General features: G+C 73.2%; 16 protein-coding genes. 8 read left to right on the top strand and 8 right to left on the bottom strand.

Annotated elements, in window-relative coordinates:
* Positions 1-36: 36 nt before the first annotated feature.
* Positions 37-747, bottom strand: a complete 711-nt coding sequence (locus ACWCQM_RS12730; protein ID WP_450915310.1) for an SCO2400 family protein — start codon at positions 745-747, stop codon at positions 37-39.
* Between the two features lie 123 nt (positions 748-870).
* Between ACWCQM_RS12730 and ACWCQM_RS12725 the strand changes: the two genes are divergently transcribed.
* Positions 871-1,437 carry a hypothetical protein gene (locus ACWCQM_RS12725; protein WP_450915309.1) on the top strand — a complete coding sequence of 189 codons (567 nt, stop codon included), beginning with the start codon at positions 871-873 and terminating at the stop codon, positions 1,435-1,437.
* Here ACWCQM_RS12725 and ACWCQM_RS12720 read toward each other — a convergent pair.
* The gene (locus ACWCQM_RS12720) at positions 1,434-2,387 is read right to left on the bottom strand and encodes an IS481 family transposase (RefSeq protein ID WP_450915308.1); all 954 of its coding nucleotides are present in this window, start codon (positions 2,385-2,387) and stop codon (positions 1,434-1,436) included. The genes ACWCQM_RS12725 and ACWCQM_RS12720 overlap by 4 nt on opposite strands.
* A 284-nt stretch (positions 2,388-2,671) precedes the next feature.
* Between ACWCQM_RS12720 and ACWCQM_RS12715 the strand changes: the two genes are divergently transcribed.
* Positions 2,672-3,709, top strand: a complete 1,038-nt coding sequence (locus ACWCQM_RS12715; RefSeq protein WP_450915307.1) for a rod shape-determining protein — start codon at positions 2,672-2,674, stop codon at positions 3,707-3,709.
* 16 nt (positions 3,710-3,725) lie between these two features.
* Entirely contained in the window at positions 3,726-5,216 is a 1,491-nt protein-coding gene (locus tag ACWCQM_RS12710) for a sensor histidine kinase (RefSeq protein WP_450915306.1), read from the top strand.
* On the opposite strand, the gene ACWCQM_RS12705 is transcribed toward ACWCQM_RS12710, so the two are convergent.
* Positions 5,194-5,625 (bottom strand): Lrp/AsnC family transcriptional regulator, encoded by a 432-nt coding sequence (locus ACWCQM_RS12705; RefSeq protein WP_073747141.1) that lies wholly within the window; start codon positions 5,623-5,625, stop codon positions 5,194-5,196. The genes ACWCQM_RS12710 and ACWCQM_RS12705 overlap by 23 nt on opposite strands.
* 233 nt (positions 5,626-5,858) lie before the next feature.
* On the opposite strand from ACWCQM_RS12705, the gene ACWCQM_RS12700 reads away from it, so the two are divergent.
* From ACWCQM_RS12700 to ACWCQM_RS12685, 4 genes are all read left to right on the top strand, one after another.
* Entirely contained in the window at positions 5,859-6,998 is a 1,140-nt protein-coding gene (locus ACWCQM_RS12700) for an MFS transporter (protein WP_450915561.1), read from the top strand.
* A gap of 177 nt (positions 6,999-7,175) precedes the next feature.
* Positions 7,176-8,639 (top strand): acyl-CoA synthetase, encoded by a 1,464-nt coding sequence (locus tag ACWCQM_RS12695; RefSeq protein ID WP_450915305.1) that lies wholly within the window; start codon positions 7,176-7,178, stop codon positions 8,637-8,639.
* A 16-nt stretch (positions 8,640-8,655) separates the two neighbouring features.
* Positions 8,656-9,990, top strand: coding sequence for a carboxyl transferase domain-containing protein (locus ACWCQM_RS12690; protein ID WP_450915560.1), 1,335 nt, complete (start codon positions 8,656-8,658; stop codon positions 9,988-9,990).
* A 79-nt stretch (positions 9,991-10,069) separates the two neighbouring features.
* Positions 10,070-10,867, top strand: coding sequence for a VOC family protein (locus ACWCQM_RS12685; protein ID WP_450915304.1), 798 nt, complete (start codon positions 10,070-10,072; stop codon positions 10,865-10,867).
* A 65-nt stretch (positions 10,868-10,932) separates the two neighbouring features.
* On the opposite strand, the gene ACWCQM_RS12680 is transcribed toward ACWCQM_RS12685, so the two are convergent.
* The 5 genes from ACWCQM_RS12680 to ACWCQM_RS12660 all read right to left on the bottom strand — a co-directional run bounded on the left by ACWCQM_RS12680 (position 10,933) and on the right by ACWCQM_RS12660 (position 16,434).
* A complete protein-coding gene (locus tag ACWCQM_RS12680; RefSeq protein ID WP_450915303.1) occupies positions 10,933-11,727 on the bottom strand; it encodes an ABC transporter ATP-binding protein in 795 nt (264 codons plus the stop codon).
* The gene (locus tag ACWCQM_RS12675; protein WP_450915559.1) at positions 11,714-12,748 is read right to left on the bottom strand and encodes a taurine ABC transporter substrate-binding protein; all 1,035 of its coding nucleotides are present in this window, start codon (positions 12,746-12,748) and stop codon (positions 11,714-11,716) included. Before ACWCQM_RS12675 ends, ACWCQM_RS12680 begins: the two co-directional genes overlap by 14 nt.
* Positions 12,749-12,798: 50 nt before the next feature.
* Complete coding sequence (locus tag ACWCQM_RS12670) at positions 12,799-13,662, bottom strand: ABC transporter permease (protein WP_450915302.1); 864 nt, start codon at positions 13,660-13,662, stop codon at positions 12,799-12,801.
* Positions 13,659-14,762 carry an LLM class flavin-dependent oxidoreductase gene (locus tag ACWCQM_RS12665; protein WP_450915301.1) on the bottom strand — a complete coding sequence of 368 codons (1,104 nt, stop codon included), beginning with the start codon at positions 14,760-14,762 and terminating at the stop codon, positions 13,659-13,661. Before ACWCQM_RS12665 ends, ACWCQM_RS12670 begins: the two co-directional genes overlap by 4 nt.
* A 403-nt stretch (positions 14,763-15,165) precedes the next feature.
* Positions 15,166-16,434 (bottom strand): MFS transporter, encoded by a 1,269-nt coding sequence (locus ACWCQM_RS12660; protein WP_450915300.1) that lies wholly within the window; start codon positions 16,432-16,434, stop codon positions 15,166-15,168.
* Between the two features lie 383 nt (positions 16,435-16,817).
* Here ACWCQM_RS12660 and ACWCQM_RS12655 point away from each other — a divergent pair, with 383 nt between their 5' ends.
* A complete protein-coding gene (locus ACWCQM_RS12655) occupies positions 16,818-18,371 on the top strand; it encodes a PQQ-dependent sugar dehydrogenase (protein ID WP_450915299.1) in 1,554 nt (517 codons plus the stop codon).
* Positions 18,372-18,440: the final 69 nt, after the last annotated feature.

Raw genomic sequence — 18,440 nt, 5'->3', positions numbered from 1 at the left:
GGCGGCCCCGGCCCGGCCGTCGGCGGGCGGGCCTCGTCAGATGCACCACCACAGCCACTTCTCGCACGTCTCGGACGGCGAAGGGGTGGGGGCCGGCTCCTGGGAGGGCTCCGGATCGGCCGGGGCCGTCGTCGGCTGGTCCGAGGGCGGGGGACCGTCCGGCTCCTCGCTCCCCTCCGGCTCGGCCGGGGCCGACGTGGAGGGGCGGGCGTCCTCCGGCGCGGAGGCCGACGGGGACACCCGGGGCGCCTCGGTGCGGGCGGGAGCGTCCGTGGCCGCCTGGGTACGGGCATCGGTGACGGGTACGACGGTGGGCGCGTCCACCGGTTCGTCGTCGGGCGCGGTGCTGTGCGAGGCGGAGGGGACGGCCTCGACGGCGGACGCCGTCGCCTCGGTCACATAGTCCGCCGCACCGCTGTCGCCCTCGGGCTCCGTCGCCAGCTCGGCGAGACTCAGCGCCCCCAGCGCCAGTACCACGCCCGCGCCGGTCAGCAGCAGCGCGCGGCCCCTGCGCCGGTGCGCACGGCGCCCGCGCCGTGCGGAGCCGGCCCGCCGCCGGTCGGCGCCCCGGGCACGGCGGCGCCCGGCGGCGGCCCCGGACGAATCCAGGGTCTCGCCCGCCGGTTCGGGCTCGCCGCGGGCACCGGCCGTGACGGCATAGGGGCTCAGCGCGTCGGCGGGGGTTCCGCAACCGGCGCACGCCAGCGCCCCGTTGAGGTGCCGTTGGCACGGGTGGCAGTAGTCCATGGCGCCCGAAGAGTAGACGCGCGCGGAACAACACAGGAAGCCGCACAGGTGAGGATCCTGTGTGGAATCCCGGACTCCGACGCACCCCGCCCGATACGTTCGGTAACGGGCAGGATGGGTTCCATGACCGCTCCCGCCCCGTTCGGGCCGCTCCAGTTCCAGCTCGTCCTGCTGCGCAGGATGGCCGACCACCAGCCGGACCTCGTCGAGGACGCCCGGCACGAACTGAGCGCCTCCCTCGCCGACATGCGTGAGGCGAACCGCCGCTGGCAGGCCATGCTGCGCGCCCCGCGCGGCCGGGGCGCGCTGCGCCGCTACCGGTCGGTGCTGGGCGAGCCCGAGAGCTCCGTACGCCGCGTGGTCGGGGACCTAGAGTGCGACGCGCTGCTGTGGCGGCTCCCGCTCTGGCCGGACCTGCGGTTCGAGGTGATGGCGGGGCCCGGCGGGGCCGTCTGGAACGAATGGCTGGTCCGCGCACCGGGCGCACCGGGCCCCGGGCTGAGCACCGCCGCCGATCTCCTCCCCTGGTCCTGCACCGTGGACGAGGTGGCGAGGGCCTTCGCGCCGGCCCGGCCGATGGAGGGCAGCGCGCCGACCCGCTGGGCACTGGCCTTCACCGATCCGGCGGGCGGCGAGCAGCGCGTCGCCGAGTTCACCTGGGGGCTCTTCCAGCGGCTGCTGCCCGGCTAGGTGTATTGCCCTGTGAGGTTGGGGACGCGGCTGGCGGGTGGTTTGCCGGCGAGCGCGGTGTGGCCGCGGTGGTGATTGTAGGAGTGCAGCCAGTGGGGGAAAGCGTCGCGTCGTTCCTGTTCTGAGCGGTAGGGCTTTGCGTAGGCCCATTCGTCGAGCAGGGTGCGGTTGAGGCGTTCGACCTTGCCGTTGGTCTGGGGGCGGTAGGGCCGGGTTCGCTTGTGGGTGATCCCGGCCGGCGTCAGGGTCTCTCGCCAGAGGTAGGACTTGTAGCAGGCGCCGTTGTCGGTCAGGACCCGTTCGACGGTGATCCCGACGCCGTTGAAGTAGGCGTGTGCGCGTGTCCAGAAGGCGGTGGCGGTCTCTTTCCTCTCGTCGCTGTGGATTTCGCTGTAGGCGAGGCGGGAGTGGTCGTCGACGGCGGTGTGGATGTAGCTGTAGCCGGCCCCGGAGCGGGTCTTGCGGCCTGCCTGGCGGCCCAGGGCCTTGTGGCCGCCGCCGTCGGGGATGTTGCCGAGCTTCTTGATGTCCACGTGCACGAGTTCACCGGGCCGGTCGCGTTCGTAGCGGCGTATGACGCGGCCGGTGGCCCGGTCGAGATGGGTGAGCCGGGCCAGGCCGAAGCGGGTCAGGACGCGATGCACGGTCGAGGGGACCAGGCCCAGCAGATGGGCGATGCGGGCTGGGCCCCACCGGCGAAGGACACGGACCTTGATGATCCGGCGTTCGGTGCGGGTCGGGGTCCTGCGTGGGCAGTGGTGGGGACGGGAGGAGAGGTCCGTCATCCCGGCCTCGCCCAGGGCCCGATAGCGGCCGGCCCACCGCTGGGCGGTGGTCGGTGAGACCTGGAAGCGTTCCGCGGCCCGGCGAAGAGGCCAGCCGTCCTCGACAACGCAGCGGGCCAGCCGCAGGCGCCCGGTCTCGGTCAGGGGTGCATTACGGTGGGGCACGAGGGCCTTTCTGGTCGGTGTAGACGTCGCAATCCACACCGAACCCGGAAGGCCCTCACCCGTTCAAGATCCCCAGACGGTGATCACTGTCACCGCACCCAACCTCCGTGGACAGAACAGCTAGGGCGCCTCTCGTTTGGATCAGGCCGGAGATCTGTCGCGCCGTCAGCTCCGGGTCCCCCCTACGGCTCACCCAGCGCGCGCCGCTCCCGCCCCGGCGCGACGATGCCAGGAGAGCCGGCTGCCGCCGGTGTCCGCCGCCAGCGCTCTCGGGAGAACCTGCCGTGACCGTCAGTCTCGATCAGTTGCGCCGTTGCCATGTCGCCGTCGATCTCGGGGCCGCGAGGACCCGTGTCTACATCAAGGGCGTGGGACTCGTCGTCGACGAGCCCAGTGTCGCCGCCGTGAACACGCGTACCGGCTCGCTCATCGCCGTCGGCGCGCTCGCCGAGCAGATGACCGGGCGCACGCCTGCCTACATCCGGGTGGCCCGCCCGGTCTCCGGCGGAACCGTCGTCGACATCGACATGGCGCAGCGCATGCTGCGCCATCTGCTCGGCGAGAAGCTCCGCCGCCAGCTGCGCCGCAAGCCCCGGCTGCGGGCCGCCGCCTGCACCCCGCACGACGCCGATCCCCTTGCCCAGCGGGCGGCCGTCGAGACGCTCGTGGGCCTCGGCGCGCGGCGGGTGGAGCTGGTCGACACCCTGATCGCGGCGGCCATCGGCTGCGGCCTCCCGGTCGAGCAGCCGACCGCCACCATGATCATGGTGTGCGGGGCGGCCACCACACAGATCGCGGTGCTCTCGCTCGGCTCGATCGTGACCGCCGTGCGCATCCCGATCGGCGGCGAGGCCATCGACCACGCGGTGATCCAGCATCTGCGCCAGCACCACGAGCTGATGCTGCCCAGCCAGTCGGTGCGCCCCCTCCAGCTGGCGCTGCGGGGCAACGGCCTGATGCTGAACGGCCCCGCCGTGACGGAGATCCACGGCCGTGACGTGGCCACCGGCCTGGCCCGCTCGGTGCAGGTCGACACCGCCGCCGTGCGCCAGGCGATCCACACCCCGCTCACCGCCGTGCTCGACGGGCTCGGCAAGGTGCTGCGCGACTGCCCGCCCGACCTGGTGGCCGACATCGCGGACTCCGGGATCATGATGGTCGGCGGCAGCGCCCTGCTGCCCGGTCTCGACCAGATGCTGCGCGACGCGACCGGGGTGCCCGTGCACATCGCCGAGCGGCCCGACGTCTGCTCGGTGCTCGGCCTCGGCGCGATGCTGGACGGCACGGTCCAGCCGCTGGCCCTCGCCCCGATCGCCGGCTGAGCCGCGGGGCTCGCCCGTGGCCTGGGCAGGACTCGACCTGCGGACCACCCTCCAGCACATCGTGGACACCGCCACGACGCTGGCCGGGGCGTGCCACGGCGCCCTGGCCCTCCTGGACAGCGCGGACCGCCATGTCACCGACCTGTTCACCTCGGGCCTGAGCGAGGACGAGCGCCGCGCCGCGGGACCGCTCCTCCATGGGCGTACGGGGGTGCTCGGCGCCCTGGTCGACGACGCGCAGGCGGTGCGCGTGGGCGATCTGAAGGACCGTCCGCACGCCGGTCCCCTGCCCGTGCGTTCCTTCATCGGGGCCCCCGTCCGGGTGCACACCGAGGTGCTGGGCAGCCTCTGCCTTACCTCCGAGGAGCCCGGCCGGTTCGACGACACCCATCTGGCGCTGCTGCGGCTGCTCGCGTCCCAGGCGGCAGCGGCGATCGGCGGCGCCCATCTGTACGAGGCGGCGCGGCAGCGGGAGCACTGGATCGAGGGGGCCGCCGCCGTCACCCGGGCGCTGCTGAGCGGCGCGGGGACCTCGGACGCCCTGACGACCGTCGCAGAGCGGGCGCGGGTGCTGGCCGGTGCCGCGGCCGGGGTGATCCTCCAGCCGACCGCCGACGGCGGGATGGAGATCGTCGCCGCCGCCACGCACGACGACCCGGCGGGCCTCGTCGGCACCGCCATCCGGCCCGGCGCCCCCGTACTCGTGCAACTGCTGGGCGGTGAGGAGGTCTTCATCGACGACTCCTCGACGGACCCCCGCATGACGACCCCTGTGCGGTCCCGCTTCGGCCCCAGCATGATGCTGCCCCTGGAGAGCGGGGGGCGGCTCATCGGCACGCTCGCCCTGCCCAGGCGGCACGGCGGGGAGCCCTACACGGACCTGGACCGGCAGCTGGCCTCGCAGTTCGCCTCCCAGGCCGCGCTGGCCCTGGTGATGGCCGACGCGCAGCACTACAGGGAGCAGCTCGCCGTCTACGAGGATCGCGACCGTATCGCCCGCGATCTGCACGACCTCGTCGTCCAGCGGCTGTTCGCGACGGAGATGATGCTGGAGTCGACCCGCCGCAAGGACACCGCGGGCGGCAGCGGGACAGCCGAGCTGCTGGCGAAGGCGGTTGACGAACTGGACTCCACCATCCAGGAGGTCAGGACGGCCATCTTCGCGCTCCAGCAGCCGCCCGCCGAGGCCCCCACGACCTTCCGGGGCCGGGTGCTGCGCGAGACGGGGGGCGCGGCGGCGGTGCTCGGCTTCCAGCCCTCGGTGCACTTCACCGGCGCGGTGGACGCCCTGGTGCCACAGCCGGTGGACGGTCAGCTGCTGGACGTGCTGCGCGGGGCGCTGGCCACCGCGCACCGCAGGACCGGTGTCTCGGCGGTCGAGGTGGAGGTGGACGCGACGGCCCGGCTGCCCGACGGGCGCCCCGCGGTGCGTCTGGTGGTCGCGGACGACGGGCGGACCGAGGACGGCAGCCGGTCGCCGACGGTCATCTGGCAGGCGCCGCTCTGAGTGCGATGCGGGTGTTGGAGTGGGCGACGCCCGCGTCCTTCTTCAGCCGTCGCAGCAGCGCGTCCAGGGAGCCCGGGTCGGCGGCCGTGGCCCGTACGAGATAGTCGTGGCCGCCCGTCACGTGCACCACCTCGGTGATGCCGGGCAGGGTGAGCACCGCGCGTTCGAACTCCTCGTTCGTCGTGTCGAGGCGCAGGGAGACGTCGATGAAGACGACCAGGCCGGAACGGGTGTCGGCGGCCGGGTCGACGATGACCGTGAAGCCGCGGATCACCCCGTCACGGCGCATACGGCGCACACGGTCGCCCGCCGCGTTGGCACTGAGACCCACGCGCACGCCCAGATCGCGGTACGAGATCCGGGCGTCCTCCTGGAGGATGCCGAGGATCTCTCTGTCCAGCCGGTCCATAACGGCGATTGTGGCAGCCCCCGGCCGGAAAGGGCGGGCGAGCGGCGCCCGCGGGGGCCCCGGAAAGGGCCCGTTCCCATGGGGCGTCTGCGGTGCGAGGGCCTTACCCGGATGGCGCAGTCCGCCGTGCCCCACCCGGCCGTCCGCCCTTGACTTGCGCTGTGGACACAACCGACGAGCAGGCCCCCGCCCAGGACCGGAAGCAGTCCTCCGCCGCCTACCGGAATCTGATCATGGCCACGATCGGGTTCACGCTCACGTTCTGGGCGTGGAACCTGATCTCCCCGCTGTCGGGTGACTTCAAGGACCGGCTGGACCTGAGCTCCTTCCAGCAGTCGCTCCTCGTCGCGGTGCCCGTGCTGGTGGGGTCGCTCGGCCGTATCCCGGCGGGCGCCCTGACCGACAAGTACGGCGCGAAGCTGATGTTCCCCGTCGTCTCGGCACTGACGATCGTCCCGGTGCTGCTGCTCATCCCGGCGAAGGACTCCTACGGGGCGATGCTGGCGGTCGGGTTCCTGCTCGGCCTGGGCGGCACGACGTTCGCGATCGGCATCCCGCTGGTCAACTCGTGGTTCCCGCCCGCGAAGAGGGGCCTCGCGCTCGGTGTGTTCGGGATGGGCATGGGCGGTGTCGCGCTGTCCGGCTACTTCACGCCGAGGATCGCCAAGCACAGCGAGAACCTGCCGTTCTGGGTCGTCGCCGGCGCTCTCGTCGTGTACTCGCTGCTCGCGGCGGTCCTGATCACCGACCATCCGGACCGGAAGATCCCGGCGGACTCGCTGGGCCACCGGCTGGGTGAGGCGGGCCGGCTGCGGGTCACCTGGGAGCTGTCCGCGCTGTACGCGATCGGCTTCGGCGGCATCGTGGCCTTCGGGGTGTATCTGCCGACGTACCTGAAGACCTGGTACGAGATGTCGCCGACCGAGGCCGGCACCAAGGCGGCGGGATTCGCGCTGGTCACGGTCATCTTCCGGCCGATCGGCGGCTGGCTCTCGGACCGTGCCCACCCCGCCCTGGTCACGGCCGGGGCGCTGCTGCTCGCCGCGCTGATGGCCATCGTCCAGGCCTTCGACCCGCCGCTGGACCCGCTGGGCACGATCGCGCTGCTCTGCATGGCGGCCGGGCTCGGCACCGCGAGCGGCAGCGTCTTCGCCCTGGTCTCGCAGGTGACACCGCAGGCCAAGGTGGGCAGCGTGACCGGCATCGTCGGCGCGATGGGCGGCCTCGGCGGCTTCGTACCGCCGCTGGTGATGGGCGCGATCTACAGCGCGAAGGGCTCGTACTCGATCGGCTTCATGCTGCTCTCCGACCTGGCCCTGGCGGGCTGCGTGTACGCGTACGGCCGGATGCGGACGATCCGGCGGGACGGCTGACCGGCTACCCCGGTCCGGCGAGAACGGGCACGTACGCGGGCCGGTACGGGCTGCCGCACATCCGGGCCGGCGAGGCCGGGCGCGGGCCGGCGGACGGGCGCGCACCCGGGACGGCGGGACGCTGCGGCCGGCCTCTTCCCCGGCCCGGTCCCGGCGACAGCCCTTAGGGTTCACCGGGTGACCTCACTTCTGCCCGCGCTGAGCGGAGCGTCCGGCAGGACGGACTCCCCGGAGGCCGTCCGGTTCGGCGAACACGTCCTGACCTACGCCCAGTTGGACGAGGCGTCCGCCTCGCTCGCGGCCCGGATCGCGGGAGCCGGACGGGTCGCCGTCTGGGCGACGTCCACGCCCGCGACGGTGGTCGCCGTCGTGGCGGCGCTGCGGGCGGGAGTGCCCGCCGTGCCCCTCAACCCGAAGACGGGCGAGCGCGAACTCGCGCACATCGTCGCCGACAGCGCGCCCTCCGCGGTGCTGGCCGGCGCGGGCGACGCCCTGCCGTCCGCGCTCGGCGGCCTGGAACGGCTGGACGTCGGCACGGCCGTCACCGGACGGGCGCCCGCGGCGGACTTCCCCGAGCCGCCCGCCGAGTCCCCCGCCCTGGTCGTCTACACCTCCGGCACGACGGGCCCGCCGAAGGGCGCGGTGCTCCCCCGCCGGGCGATCGCCGCGTCACTGGACGCGCTGGAGGACGCCTGGCAGTGGACCGGCCGGGACGTCCTGGTCCACGCGCTGCCGCTGTTCCATGTGCACGGGCTGATCCTGGGCGTCCTGGGCCCGCTGCGCCGGGGCGGCTCCGTGCGCCACCTCGGCCGGTTCTCGGCCGACGCGGTCGCCCGGGAGCTGCTGTCCGGGGGCACGATGCTGTTCGGCGTGCCCACGATGTACCACCGGCTGGCGGGCGCGCTGGACGATCCGGCCACCGCCGGGAACCTCGCCGAGGCCCTGGCGGGTGCCCGTCTCCTGGTCTCCGGCTCGGCGGCGCTGCCGGTCCACGACCACGAGCGGATCGCGGTGGCCACCGGACGCCGGGTCATCGAGCGGTACGGGATGACGGAGACCCTGATGAACACGGGCGTACGTGCCGACGGCGCCCCGCGCGCCGGGACGGTCGGCCCGCCGCTGGCGGGCGTGGAACTCAGGCTCGTCGAGGAGGACGGTTCCGTGCTCCGGGACACCGCGTCCATCGGCGAGATCCAGGTGCGCGGCCCGAACCTCTTCACCGGCTACCTGAACCGGCCGGACGCCACGGCGGCGGCCTTCACCGAGGACGGCTTCTTCCGCACGGGCGACATGGCGACGATCGACCCCGACGGCTATGTGCGGATCGTCGGACGCAAGGCCACCGATCTGATCAAGAGCGGTGGTTACAAGATCGGCGCGGGCGAGATCGAGAACGCCCTGCTGGACCATCCCGGTGTGCGCGAGGCCGCCGTGACCGGCGAGCCCGACGCGGATCTCGGCGAGCGGATCGTCGCCTGGGTGGTGCCTGCGGACCCCGGATCGCCGCCCTCCGACGGGGAGTTGGCGAACCATGTGGCGGTTCTGCTGGCCCCGCACAAGCGCCCGCGCGTGGTGCGTCTCCTCGACGCGCTGCCCCGCAACGAGCTGGGGAAGATCATGAAGCGGTCGCTCGGTGCCTGAGCCCCACGACGGCCGGATGTCCGCGAGGGAGGCCGTCGCCGCCGTCACCGGGCGTTTCACCGAACACCGTCCGGCCGCTCGCCCGGCTCCCCCGGACGGGCCACTCGGCTGGAGCGGTTACGCGGAGTCCAGGGCGCGCGCCGCCGCACGGACCGGCGAGGAGGAGTCCGTCCTGTACGGGACGGCCGTCGTGGGCGACCGGGAGTGCGTGCTGGTCTCCTTCGAGTTCGGCTTCCTCGGCGGCTCGCTGGGCGGGCGCACCGGGGACCTGCTGGAGGCCGCCTACGCGCTGGCGCGTGAGCGGCGGCTGCCACTGGTCTCGCTCGTCGCCACCGGGGGCAGCCGCATGCAGGAGGGCATGATCGCGCTGATACAGCTCCAGCGGGTGGCCCGCGCCTCCGCGCTGCTGAGGGCCGAGGGGCTGCCGCAGATCGCGGTCCTGCGCGATCCGACGACCGGGGGCGGCTGGGCCACCCTGGGCGCGGGCGCCGACGTGGTGCTGGCCCTGCCCGGCGCACAGGTCGGCTTCGCGGGCTCCCGGGTGCGGCCGGCCGGCGCCGATCCGTACGCCTACACCGCCGAGGGGCAGTGGGCGGCGGGCCAGATCGACGCGGTCGTCCCGCCGGACGAGCTGGCCGGAACCCTGGGCCGCTGGTTGACCGTGCTGGCGGCCACGGGCCCGGCCATGGCCGCCCCGGTGCCGGGCGCGCTGTCGGACACGGGGCTGCCGGCGACCGGCTGGGACGCGGTGGAGCAGGCCCGTGCGGCGGCGCGGCCCCGGGCCGCCGCCTATCTGGACGCCTATTTCACGTACCGGCTGCCGCTGAACGGCGACCGCTGCGGGGGCACCGATCCGGGGCTGCTCTGCGGTGTGGGCCTGCGCGACGGGCGTCCCGTGGCGTACGCCGCCCAGTGCGGCACCGCGACCCGTCCCGCGGGCTACCGCACGGCGGCCCGGGTCGTCCGGCTCGCGGACCGGCTCGGCATCCCCGTGCTGACGCTGATCGACACACCGGGCGCCGCCAACGACGCGGCGGCCGAACGGGCGGGAGCGGGCGCCGCCATCGCCGAGGTGTTCGCGGCGGTCGCCGCCGCCCGGGTCCCCGTGACCTCCCTGGTGATCGGCGAGGGCGGCTCGGGAGGCGCACTGGCGCTCGCCGCTCCGGACAACACCCATGTCACGGCGGACAGCTATTTCTCGGTGATCGCACCGGAACTGGCGGCGGCCATCCTGAAACGCGGCCCCGACGAGGTACGGGCCACCGCCGGCCAGCTGCGGCTGCGCCCCCAGGACCTGGTGGAGCTGGGGGTGGCCCGCTCGGTCGTCGGACCGGAGGGACCGGCGGACTGAGCGCGGCTTCGGCGCGCCGCCGGGACAGCCCTTAGTGTGACAAAAGGGACCAACCGTCGAGTGGAGAAGGGTCCGAGTCATGGCCGCACAAACCGAGGGATCCCCGTGCTGGGCCGATGGCACGTTCGGCGACCTGGAGGGCGCGAAGCGCTTCTACGGCGAGCTCCTGGGCTGGACGTTCGGTGCGTCGATGCCCGAGTACGGCGAGTACACGCAGGCCCATGTGGACGGCAAGGCGGTCGCCGCGCTCTCGCCTCCCGCGCCCGGCCAGGACGCGCCGAACGCCTGGTGCCTGTATCTCGCGTCGCCGGACGCCGCCGCGACGGCCGCGAAGATCCGCGCGAACGGGGGTGAGGTGCTGGTCGAGCCCATGCAGGTCGGTGACTTCGGGACGATGGTGCTGGCCACCGACCCCGGCGGGACGGCCTTCGGGGTCTGGCAGTCCGGCAGCCACAAGGGCTTCGAGGCGCAGACGGTGCCCGGCGCCTACACCTGGGCGGAGGTCTGGACACGGGAGGCGGAGAAGGCGGACCACTTCTTCGCGGCCGTCTTCGGCTACGGGGTGAAGCATCTGGACGACGACGCGGTCGACTTCTCCCTCTACGACCTCGGCGCGGACCCGGTGCTCGGCCGGATGAAGATGGGGGCGGAGTTCCCTCCCCAGGTACCGGCCCACATGAACGTGTACTTCGCCGTGGCGGACTGCGACGCGGCGGTGGAGAAGGCGAAGTCGCTCGGGGCGGAACTCAGCTTCGGCCCGATGACCATCCCGTTCGGGCGGTTCGCCACCCTGACGGACCCGCAGGGCGCGGTGTTCTCGCTGTTCGATCCCACGACGACCGAGGGCGAGATGCCGAAGGTCACGCAGGCTCCCTGACCCGCTCGCCGGGCCGCCGCCCCCAGGACCCGGGGTCCAGGGGGCGGCGGCCCGGGCCCGCCCCGTCAGCCCGCCGGGGCCAGTGCCGCCTCGCGCATCACCGCCGCCAGCTCCCCGCGCAGCCGGGAGAACTCGGGGGTGCCGCGCAGGGCGGCCACATCCGTGTCCGCGGCGCGCTCCAGCCCCACGTCCAGCTCGGAGACGACCCTGCCGGGGCCCGCCGCCATGACCAGGACCCGGGAGCCGAGGAGCACGGCCTCCTCCGCCGAATGCGTCACGAAGAGCACGGTGGTCCCGGAGGTGACGGCCAGGGTGCGCACCTCCTCCTGGAGGCGTTCCCTGGTGAGCGCGTCCAGTGCGGCGAACGGCTCGTCCATCAGGAGCACCCGGGGCTCCCCCGCCAGCGCCCGCGCGATGGCCACGCGCTGCTGCTGTCCGCCGGAGAGCTCCCAGGTGCGGCGGCCGGCCATGCCGCCGAGCCCGACCCGCGCGAGGAGTTCCTCCGTACGCTCCGCCCTGAGCTCACGCGGCACGCCGTGCCGGGCCAGGGCGAACGCGATGTTGCCACCGGCCGTGCGCCACGGGAACAGCCTCGGCTGCTGGAAGACGACGCCCGTCGCACGGCCGGGTACGGGGGCCTCTCCGCGTACCGTCGCCGTGCCCTCGGCGGCCGTCACGAATCCGGCCGCGATCCGCAGGAGGGTCGTCTTGCCGCAGCCCGAGGGGCCGACGAGCACGACGAACTCCCCCGGCGCGGCCGTCAGCGACACGTCCTCCACGGCGGTGACGGGCGCCTTGGCCTTCCCGTAGCGCACGGTGATTCCGTGCAGGGAGATGTCGGGGGTGTCAGCCTGCGGCACGGGCCAGCTCCTCCACCGCGAGGGCCTTCTCGAAGACGGCGGCGTCCGGGACCGCGTCCACGGCCTTCTGCCCCTTGAGGAAGACGGCCGCCTCGTGCAGATGGCTCGCGAACTTCCCGGGAGCGCCCGCCGTGCCGAGGTAGTCCGGTCCCTGCTGCTCCTTCGCCGTCAGCAGCACGAGCTGCGCGAGCTGCTTCTTCGCCTCGGCGGGAGTGATGTTGAGCTCGGCGCCGATGGACGCGGCGGCCTTCTCCGGGTCGGACCTGGTCTGCTCGACGGCCTGGTCCTGGGTCTTCAGCCAGGTGGTGACGATGTCGGGGTGCTTCTTCGCGAAGGAGTCCGTGACGATGCCGAGGTCGGCGGTGACCTTGCCCTGTTCGGCGAGTTCGCGGCTGGTGACCAGCGTCGTCCCGGTCTTCTGGATCTCGCTGAGCGTCGGCGTCCAGACGTACGCGGCGTCGATGTCGCCCCGGGTCCAGGCGGCGAGCGCGTCCTGCGGCTGGAGGTCGACGATGTTCACGTCTGCCGGCTCCACCCCGGCCCCTTCGAGCGCGGCGAGCAGCGAGAAGTGAGTGGTGGAGCCGAAGGGTGCGGCGACCTTCTTCCCCTTCAGCTCCGCGACGGAGCCGATGCCCTTCCTGGCGACCAGGGCCTCGTTGTCACCGATGACGTCGTGGATCCAGAGGACCTTGTACGGGATGTTCAGCGGCGCGGAGAGCCCCTTGGTGACGGGGCTCGACCCCGCGAGCCCCAGGTCGACGGAGCCGGAGATCACCGCGGTGTTGACGTCGCCGCCGGAGTCGAACTTCACCCAGCTGATGTCGGCGTCCGGGAGCGCCTTCTCCAGCAGCTTCTGGTTCTTCACGACGAGGTCGGCGTTGGGTATGGCCTGGTACGCGATGCGCACGGCGGTCCTGCCGCTTCCGCTGTCGGACGATCCGCCGTCGCCGCAGCCCGCGAGGGTGAGCACGGTGAGGGCGGCAGTCAGCAGGGCGGCGCGGCGGCGGATGGCCACGGACATGAGGGGCTCCAGGGAGGACGGGAGGGCGGTGGGAAGGAAGGACATGGGGGTCAGGACCGGCCGCGCCAGGGCACGAGAGACCGCTCCGCGCCCTTGAGGAGGGCGTCGAGGAGGATGCCGGAGAGACCGATGGCGATCAGTCCGGCGATGACGACGGCGGTCTGGTTGTAGCGCTGGGCGTCGCGGATCATGCCGCCGATGCCGGGGACCCCGTTGATGGTCTCGGCGGCCACGACGCAGGTGTAGGCGACGCCGACGGCGATGCGTACGCCGGTGAGGATCTCCGGCAGCGCGGCGGGCAGCCGCACCGAGAGCAGCAGCGACACGGGGCCGGCGCCCAGCGCCCGCGCGGCCTCGACGAGGTCGCCCGGCACCGTGCGGACGGCCGCCGCGGTGGCGGCGGCGATCGGGGGCAGGGCCGCGATGACGAGGAGCCAGATCTTCGGCGACTCGTCGATGCCGAACCAGATGACGAGCAGCGAGAAGTAGGCGAGCGGGGGCAGTGTGCGCAGGAAGGTGACGGCCGGTTCCAGGACGACGGCGAGCGGTTTGACGACGCCGATGAGGAGGCCCAGCGGGATGCCGGCGAGGATCGCGTAACCCGCGCCGATCCCGATGCGGCGGAGGCTGACGCCGAGGTGCTCGATCAGCAGATGTCCGCTGTAGCCGCGCACCCCGTCGTGGACGGTGGAGGCCAGGACGAACTGGTGCCAGACCTCCCCCGGCGACGGCACGAGGACCCGTGGCCAGACCTCGGCGGACACGACGGCCTGCCAGGCGGCGAGCAGGACGAGGAGGGCGACGGCGCGCAGCCCCGTCCAGCGCAGGGCGGCGATCCTCGGCGGGACGCGTCGTGCCCGTACGGGATCGGTGACGGCCGGCGCGGGCGCGGTCTTTTCGGCGGCGAGGGTCACGCTCCCGCCCCCGCGACGAGCGCGCGCAGCCGGGGGGCGACTTCCTCGCCCACCCGGTAGGCCTCCTCCAGGTGCGGATAGCCGGAGAGGATGAACTCGCCGATCCCCAGGCGCTGGTACTCGAACAGCCGCTGGGCGACCTCGTCGTGCGAGCCGACGAGCGCGGTGCCGGCCCCTTCCCGTACGAGCCCGATGCCCGCCCAGAGGTTCGGGGCGACCTCCAGCTTCGCGGCGTCCGCGGAGCCGCCGTGCAGCGCGGCCATCCGTGCCTGGCCGGTGGAGTCCATGCGGGCGAAGCGCTCCTGGCTGGCCCTGACCGCCTCCGGGTCGATGCCGTCGAGGATGCGGTCCGCCTCGGCCCACGCCTCGGCGGACGTGTCCCTGCTGATGATGTGCAGCCGCAGACCGAAGCGGAGCGCGGGGGCCGCGGCGCGCAGCCGTCCGATGCGTTCGGCGAGGGCGGCGGGCGGCTCGCCCCAGAGCAGCTGTACGTCGGCGCGGCGGGCGGCGACGGCCTCGGCGGCCGGGGACGCGCCGCCGAAGTAGAGGGGCACGGGGTGCTGGAGATCGGGTTCGTGGAGCTGGGCGCCCTCGATGCGCAGGTGCTCCCCGCTGTGGTCGACGCGCTTGCCCTCCAGGAGGCCGCGCAGTACGGCCATCACCTCGTCGGTGCGCGCGTAGCGCTGGTCGTGGGACAGGTGGTCGCCGTACGCCCGCTGTTCGGCCGGGTCTCCGCCGGTGACGACGTTGAGCCGGAGCCTCCCGCCCGCGAACCTCCGGAAGGCGTCGGCCTGCTGGGCCAGCAGAACGGGGCTGGCGAACCCGGAGCGGAAGGCGACCAGGAACCCGATGCGGTCGGTGTGCTGGGTGAGGGCCGCGGTGAGGATCCAGGGGTCGACGCAGCCGAGCCCGACGGGCGTCAGCAGCGAGTGGAATCCGGCCTGTTCGGCGGCGCGCGCCACCTGGGCCAGATAGCCGATGTCGGCGGGACGGCGGGTGGCGGCGCCGGTCCTCCCCTGCACGGCGGTGACCCCGCCGGGATCGCGGCCGTCGCCGCCCGTGGGCAGGAACCAGTGGAGCAGGAGCGGGTTTTCGGGCATGGCGGATCCTCGTGGGACGGCAGCGGGGAACGCACCGCGGGCGTACGGATGCACGGGTGCACCGGCGGGCCGGGGTGTCCGGGGAGATCAGGGACGCGAAGGCGTCGGAAGGCCGGCTCGGGAGCCGGCGGGCGTCACGTCAGCAACAGCGGGACGGACAGCGGGAGTCGGCCCGACAGAGCATGGTCGAGACACGCAGGAGATCCACGTGACGACGCGAGACAAGAGCGGGGGCCATGCGGGCATCCTGGCGGCGCCATGGGCATGGCGACAAGCGCCGCCCGCATGCCGGACAGCGTCGTATCAAGGAATGGACGGGCCGGTTCCCCGGCAGCTCGCTACGACTGCGGGCCGGTTCCCTGGCAGCTCGCTACAGCTGCGGGCCGGTTTCCCCGGCGGCTCGCTACGGCTGCGGATCGCGCGCGTCGTACCGGACGAAACCGCGCCGGCGCAGCCCCATCAGGCACACCAGCAGCACGCACGCCACACCGCCACCGGTCACCGCCACGACCGGGGACGTCAGGTCGGCGACGGAGCCGGCCACGAGGTCGCCGAGCCGGGGCCCGCCCGCGACGACGACGATGAACACGCCCTGGAGCCGCCCGCGCATGTCGTCGGGGACCGCCGCCTGGAGCATGGTGTTGCGGAAGACCATCGAGACCGAGTCCGCGCACCCGGCGAGCGCGAGCAGGATCAGCCCGAGCCAGAGCTGCCGACTGAGCCCGAACACGGCGATGGCCGCGCCCCAGCAGGCGACCGCGATCAGTACGGCGAGCCCGTGCCGCCGGATGCGGCCCAGCCACCCGGAGAACACGCTGCCGAGCAGGGAGCCCAGCGCCGGGGCGGCGACCAGCAGTCCGGTGGTTCCGGCGTCGCCGCCGAACCAGACCACGGCGACCACCGGGAACAGCGCGCGCGGGTGGGCGAGCACCATGGCGCACAGGTCGCTGAAGAAGGTCATCCGCAGATTGGGCCGGGTGCCCAGGAAGCGCAGACCGTCCAGGACGGACGCCCGCTCGGCCCCCTTCGCCCCCTCCGCCCGGTCGGGCAGCATCGAGGGCAGCCGCCACATCGCGTACAGGGAGGCGGTGAAGGTGACGGCGTCCACGGTGTACGCCGCCCGGTAGCCCCACCAGCCGACGATCAGACCACCGAGCATCGGCCCCACCAGCCCGCCGGTGGTGGACGTCATGGCGCTGAGCGCGTTGGCGGCGGGCAGCTGTTCGGCCGGGAGCAGCCGGGCGATCATCGAGCTGCGCGCCGGGGAGTTGAGCGCGAAGCACACGGCCTGGAGGGCGACGACGACGTAGAGCAGCCCGACGCTCTCGACCCCGGCGAAGGTCACGGCGGCCAGCACGAGGGAGAGCAGGAAGGACCCGGCCGCGCTGAAGAGCCCCAGCTTGCGCCGGTCGAAGGTGTCGGCGACGGCCCCGCTGTACAGCCCGAGGAGCACCAGCGGAACGAACGAACAGAGACCGATGAGCCCTACGGAGAACGCGGACCCGGTGATGTCGTAGACCTGGAGGGAGACGGCCAGCGCCGTCATGCCCTGCCCGATCCAGGAGACGGTGTTCCCGAACCAGAGCCGCCGGTAGTCGGGGGAGGAACGCAGCGGCGTCAGGTCGGCGAGTATGCGTGTGCGGGGTACACCTTGTTTGGCTGTTTCGGTCACACGGGATGGTACGACCTCGGCCAGAGGCGCCTGCGACCGCCGTCACGCACGCTGCGCACCGCCGCGTGCCGCCCCCGCCTTCGCTCCCGGCGTCCTTCCCTCGTCATTCCCCGCGCCTTGCCTCCGCGACTCCGGGCGCCTTGCCTCCTCGGCTCCCCGCGCCTTGCCTCCTCGGCTCCCGGCGCCTTGCCTCCGCGACTCCAGGCGCCTTCTTCACGCCACATGTGGCGTGAAGGTGGCGCAATCACGCGTTGCCGCCTCGTGCCGCGACGCGCAGCCTGGTGCGGGAGCGCTCCCACGCGGCTGTTGCGGCGTGGCCCCGCTCGTTCTCCATGGAACCGCGAACCGCCACGTGCAAGCGTCCCCCCATTCCTGGAGCCACCATGTCAAGACGCCGCTGGACCGGGTCCCTTCTGCTGGCCCTCCTGCTGACCGCCCCCCTCTCGTTACCCGCCGCCGCCGCGCCCGAGCCCGGCGCGGCGGTTCCCACGACCGCGGCGGACATCTCCTCCGCAGCGGACACCTCGTCCGTACCGCTGCCTTCGCTCAGCGCCACCACCACCCAGGTCGCCTCCGGGCTGAAACGGCCCGTGGCGCTCGCCGCGTCCGACGACGGCACGGACCGGCTGTTCATCGTGGAGAAGTCCGGCAGGGTCCGGGTCTACCACCCGGACACCGGCCTGGCCGCAGCCCCGCTCGTCGACATCAGGACCGCCGTGGACGAATCGGGCAACGAGCGCGGTCTGCTCGGCATCGCCGTACCGCCCGGCTTCGCCGAGAGCCAGGATCTGTATCTTGCGTACACGGCGCTGCCCGACGGCGCGGTCACCCTCGCCCGCTACCACCTCGACGAATCGCGCCTGGAGGTCCTGCTCTCCCAGGAGCACGCCCAGTACAGCAACCACAACGGCGGCCAGCTCGCGTTCGGCCCGGACGGCAACCTGTACTGGAGCATCGGCGACGGCGGCGGCTCCGCCGACCCCTTCCGCTCCGGCCAGCGGCTGGACACCCTGCTCGGCAAGATCCTGCGCATCGACGTGAGCCGCAGCTGCGGCACGCTCGCGTACTGCGTCCCCGGCGACAACCCCTTCGTGGGCACGTCCGGCGCCCGCGAGGAGATCTGGCTGTACGGGCTGCGCAACCCGTGGCGGTTCTCCTTCGACAGCGCCGACGGCTCGATGTGGATCGGCGACGTCGGCCAGGGCCGATGGGAGGAGATCGACCATCTCGCCCCGGGCCGGGGAGGGCTGAACCTCGGCTGGTCCTGCTACGAGGGCCTGGAGAAGTTCGACGGCGGCGACTGCGTGCCCGGCGAGACGTACACCGAGCCGGTCTTCACCTACTCCCCGTACACCGGCGGCTGCTCGGTGATCGGCGGCCATGTCTACCGGGGCCAGAAGTACGCCGGACTGCTGGCCGGCACGTACATCGCCACCGACTACTGCTCGTCCACGGTCTGGGCGCTGCGCCCCGACGGCGACGGAGGATACGAACAGGCCGAGATCGGGCAGATGCCCACCCAGGTGACGTCGATCGGGGTGGCCGCCGACGGCGACTTCTACGTGATCAACGATCTGCCCGGCGGCCTGCACAGGGTGTCGTTCGCTCAGCAGGAACCCACCTGCCGCGTGGACCGCACCGTGAACGCCTGGGGTACGGGCGCGACGGTCGACCTCACCGTCACCCACACGGGCAGCACCCCGGTGAACGGCTGGAGCCTCAAGTTCCCGCTGACGCTCGGCCAGACCGTCATCTCCGACTGGAACACGGACCTGACCCAGCTCAGCAACACCGTCACGGCGGCGAACGCCTCGCACAACGCCGCGATCGCTCCGGGCGCGAGCATCACCCTCGGCTACCTCGTCGAACACACCGGTGACGCATCGTCACCACCCCGCTTCATGCTCAACGGGGACGCCTGCGCCGTCGGCGACTGAACGCCGCCGCCGGTTCTCCTCCTTCCGGGAGGGGCAATTCCCCTGGCCGCCGCCGCCCCTCTTCCTTCC

This window comes from Streptomyces sp. NPDC002125 (assembly GCF_053593715.1).
The sequence above is the reverse complement of the archived record's forward strand: the minus strand, read 5'-3'. Positions and strand labels throughout refer to the sequence as shown.

Bases quoted from the DNA above. Each gene is read 5' to 3' on its own strand.
- ACWCQM_RS12730 (WP_450915310.1), bottom strand. From the start codon at position 747: ATGGACTACTGCCACCCGTGCCAACGGCACCTCAACGGGGCGCTGGCG.
- ACWCQM_RS12725 (WP_450915309.1), top strand. From the start codon at position 871: ATGACCGCTCCCGCCCCGTTCGGGCCGCTCCAGTTCCAGCTCGTCCTG.
- ACWCQM_RS12705 (WP_073747141.1), bottom strand. From the start codon at position 5,625: ATGGACCGGCTGGACAGAGAGATCCTCGGCATCCTCCAGGAGGACGCC.
- ACWCQM_RS12700 (WP_450915561.1), top strand. From the start codon at position 5,859: ATGGCCACGATCGGGTTCACGCTCACGTTCTGGGCGTGGAACCTGATC.
- ACWCQM_RS12690 (WP_450915560.1), top strand. From the start codon at position 8,656: ATGTCCGCGAGGGAGGCCGTCGCCGCCGTCACCGGGCGTTTCACCGAA.
- ACWCQM_RS12685 (WP_450915304.1), top strand. From the start codon at position 10,070: ATGGCCGCACAAACCGAGGGATCCCCGTGCTGGGCCGATGGCACGTTC.
- ACWCQM_RS12675 (WP_450915559.1), bottom strand. From the start codon at position 12,748: ATGTCCGTGGCCATCCGCCGCCGCGCCGCCCTGCTGACTGCCGCCCTC.
- ACWCQM_RS12665 (WP_450915301.1), bottom strand. From the start codon at position 14,762: ATGCCCGAAAACCCGCTCCTGCTCCACTGGTTCCTGCCCACGGGCGGC.
- ACWCQM_RS12655 (WP_450915299.1), top strand. From the start codon at position 16,818: ATGTCAAGACGCCGCTGGACCGGGTCCCTTCTGCTGGCCCTCCTGCTG.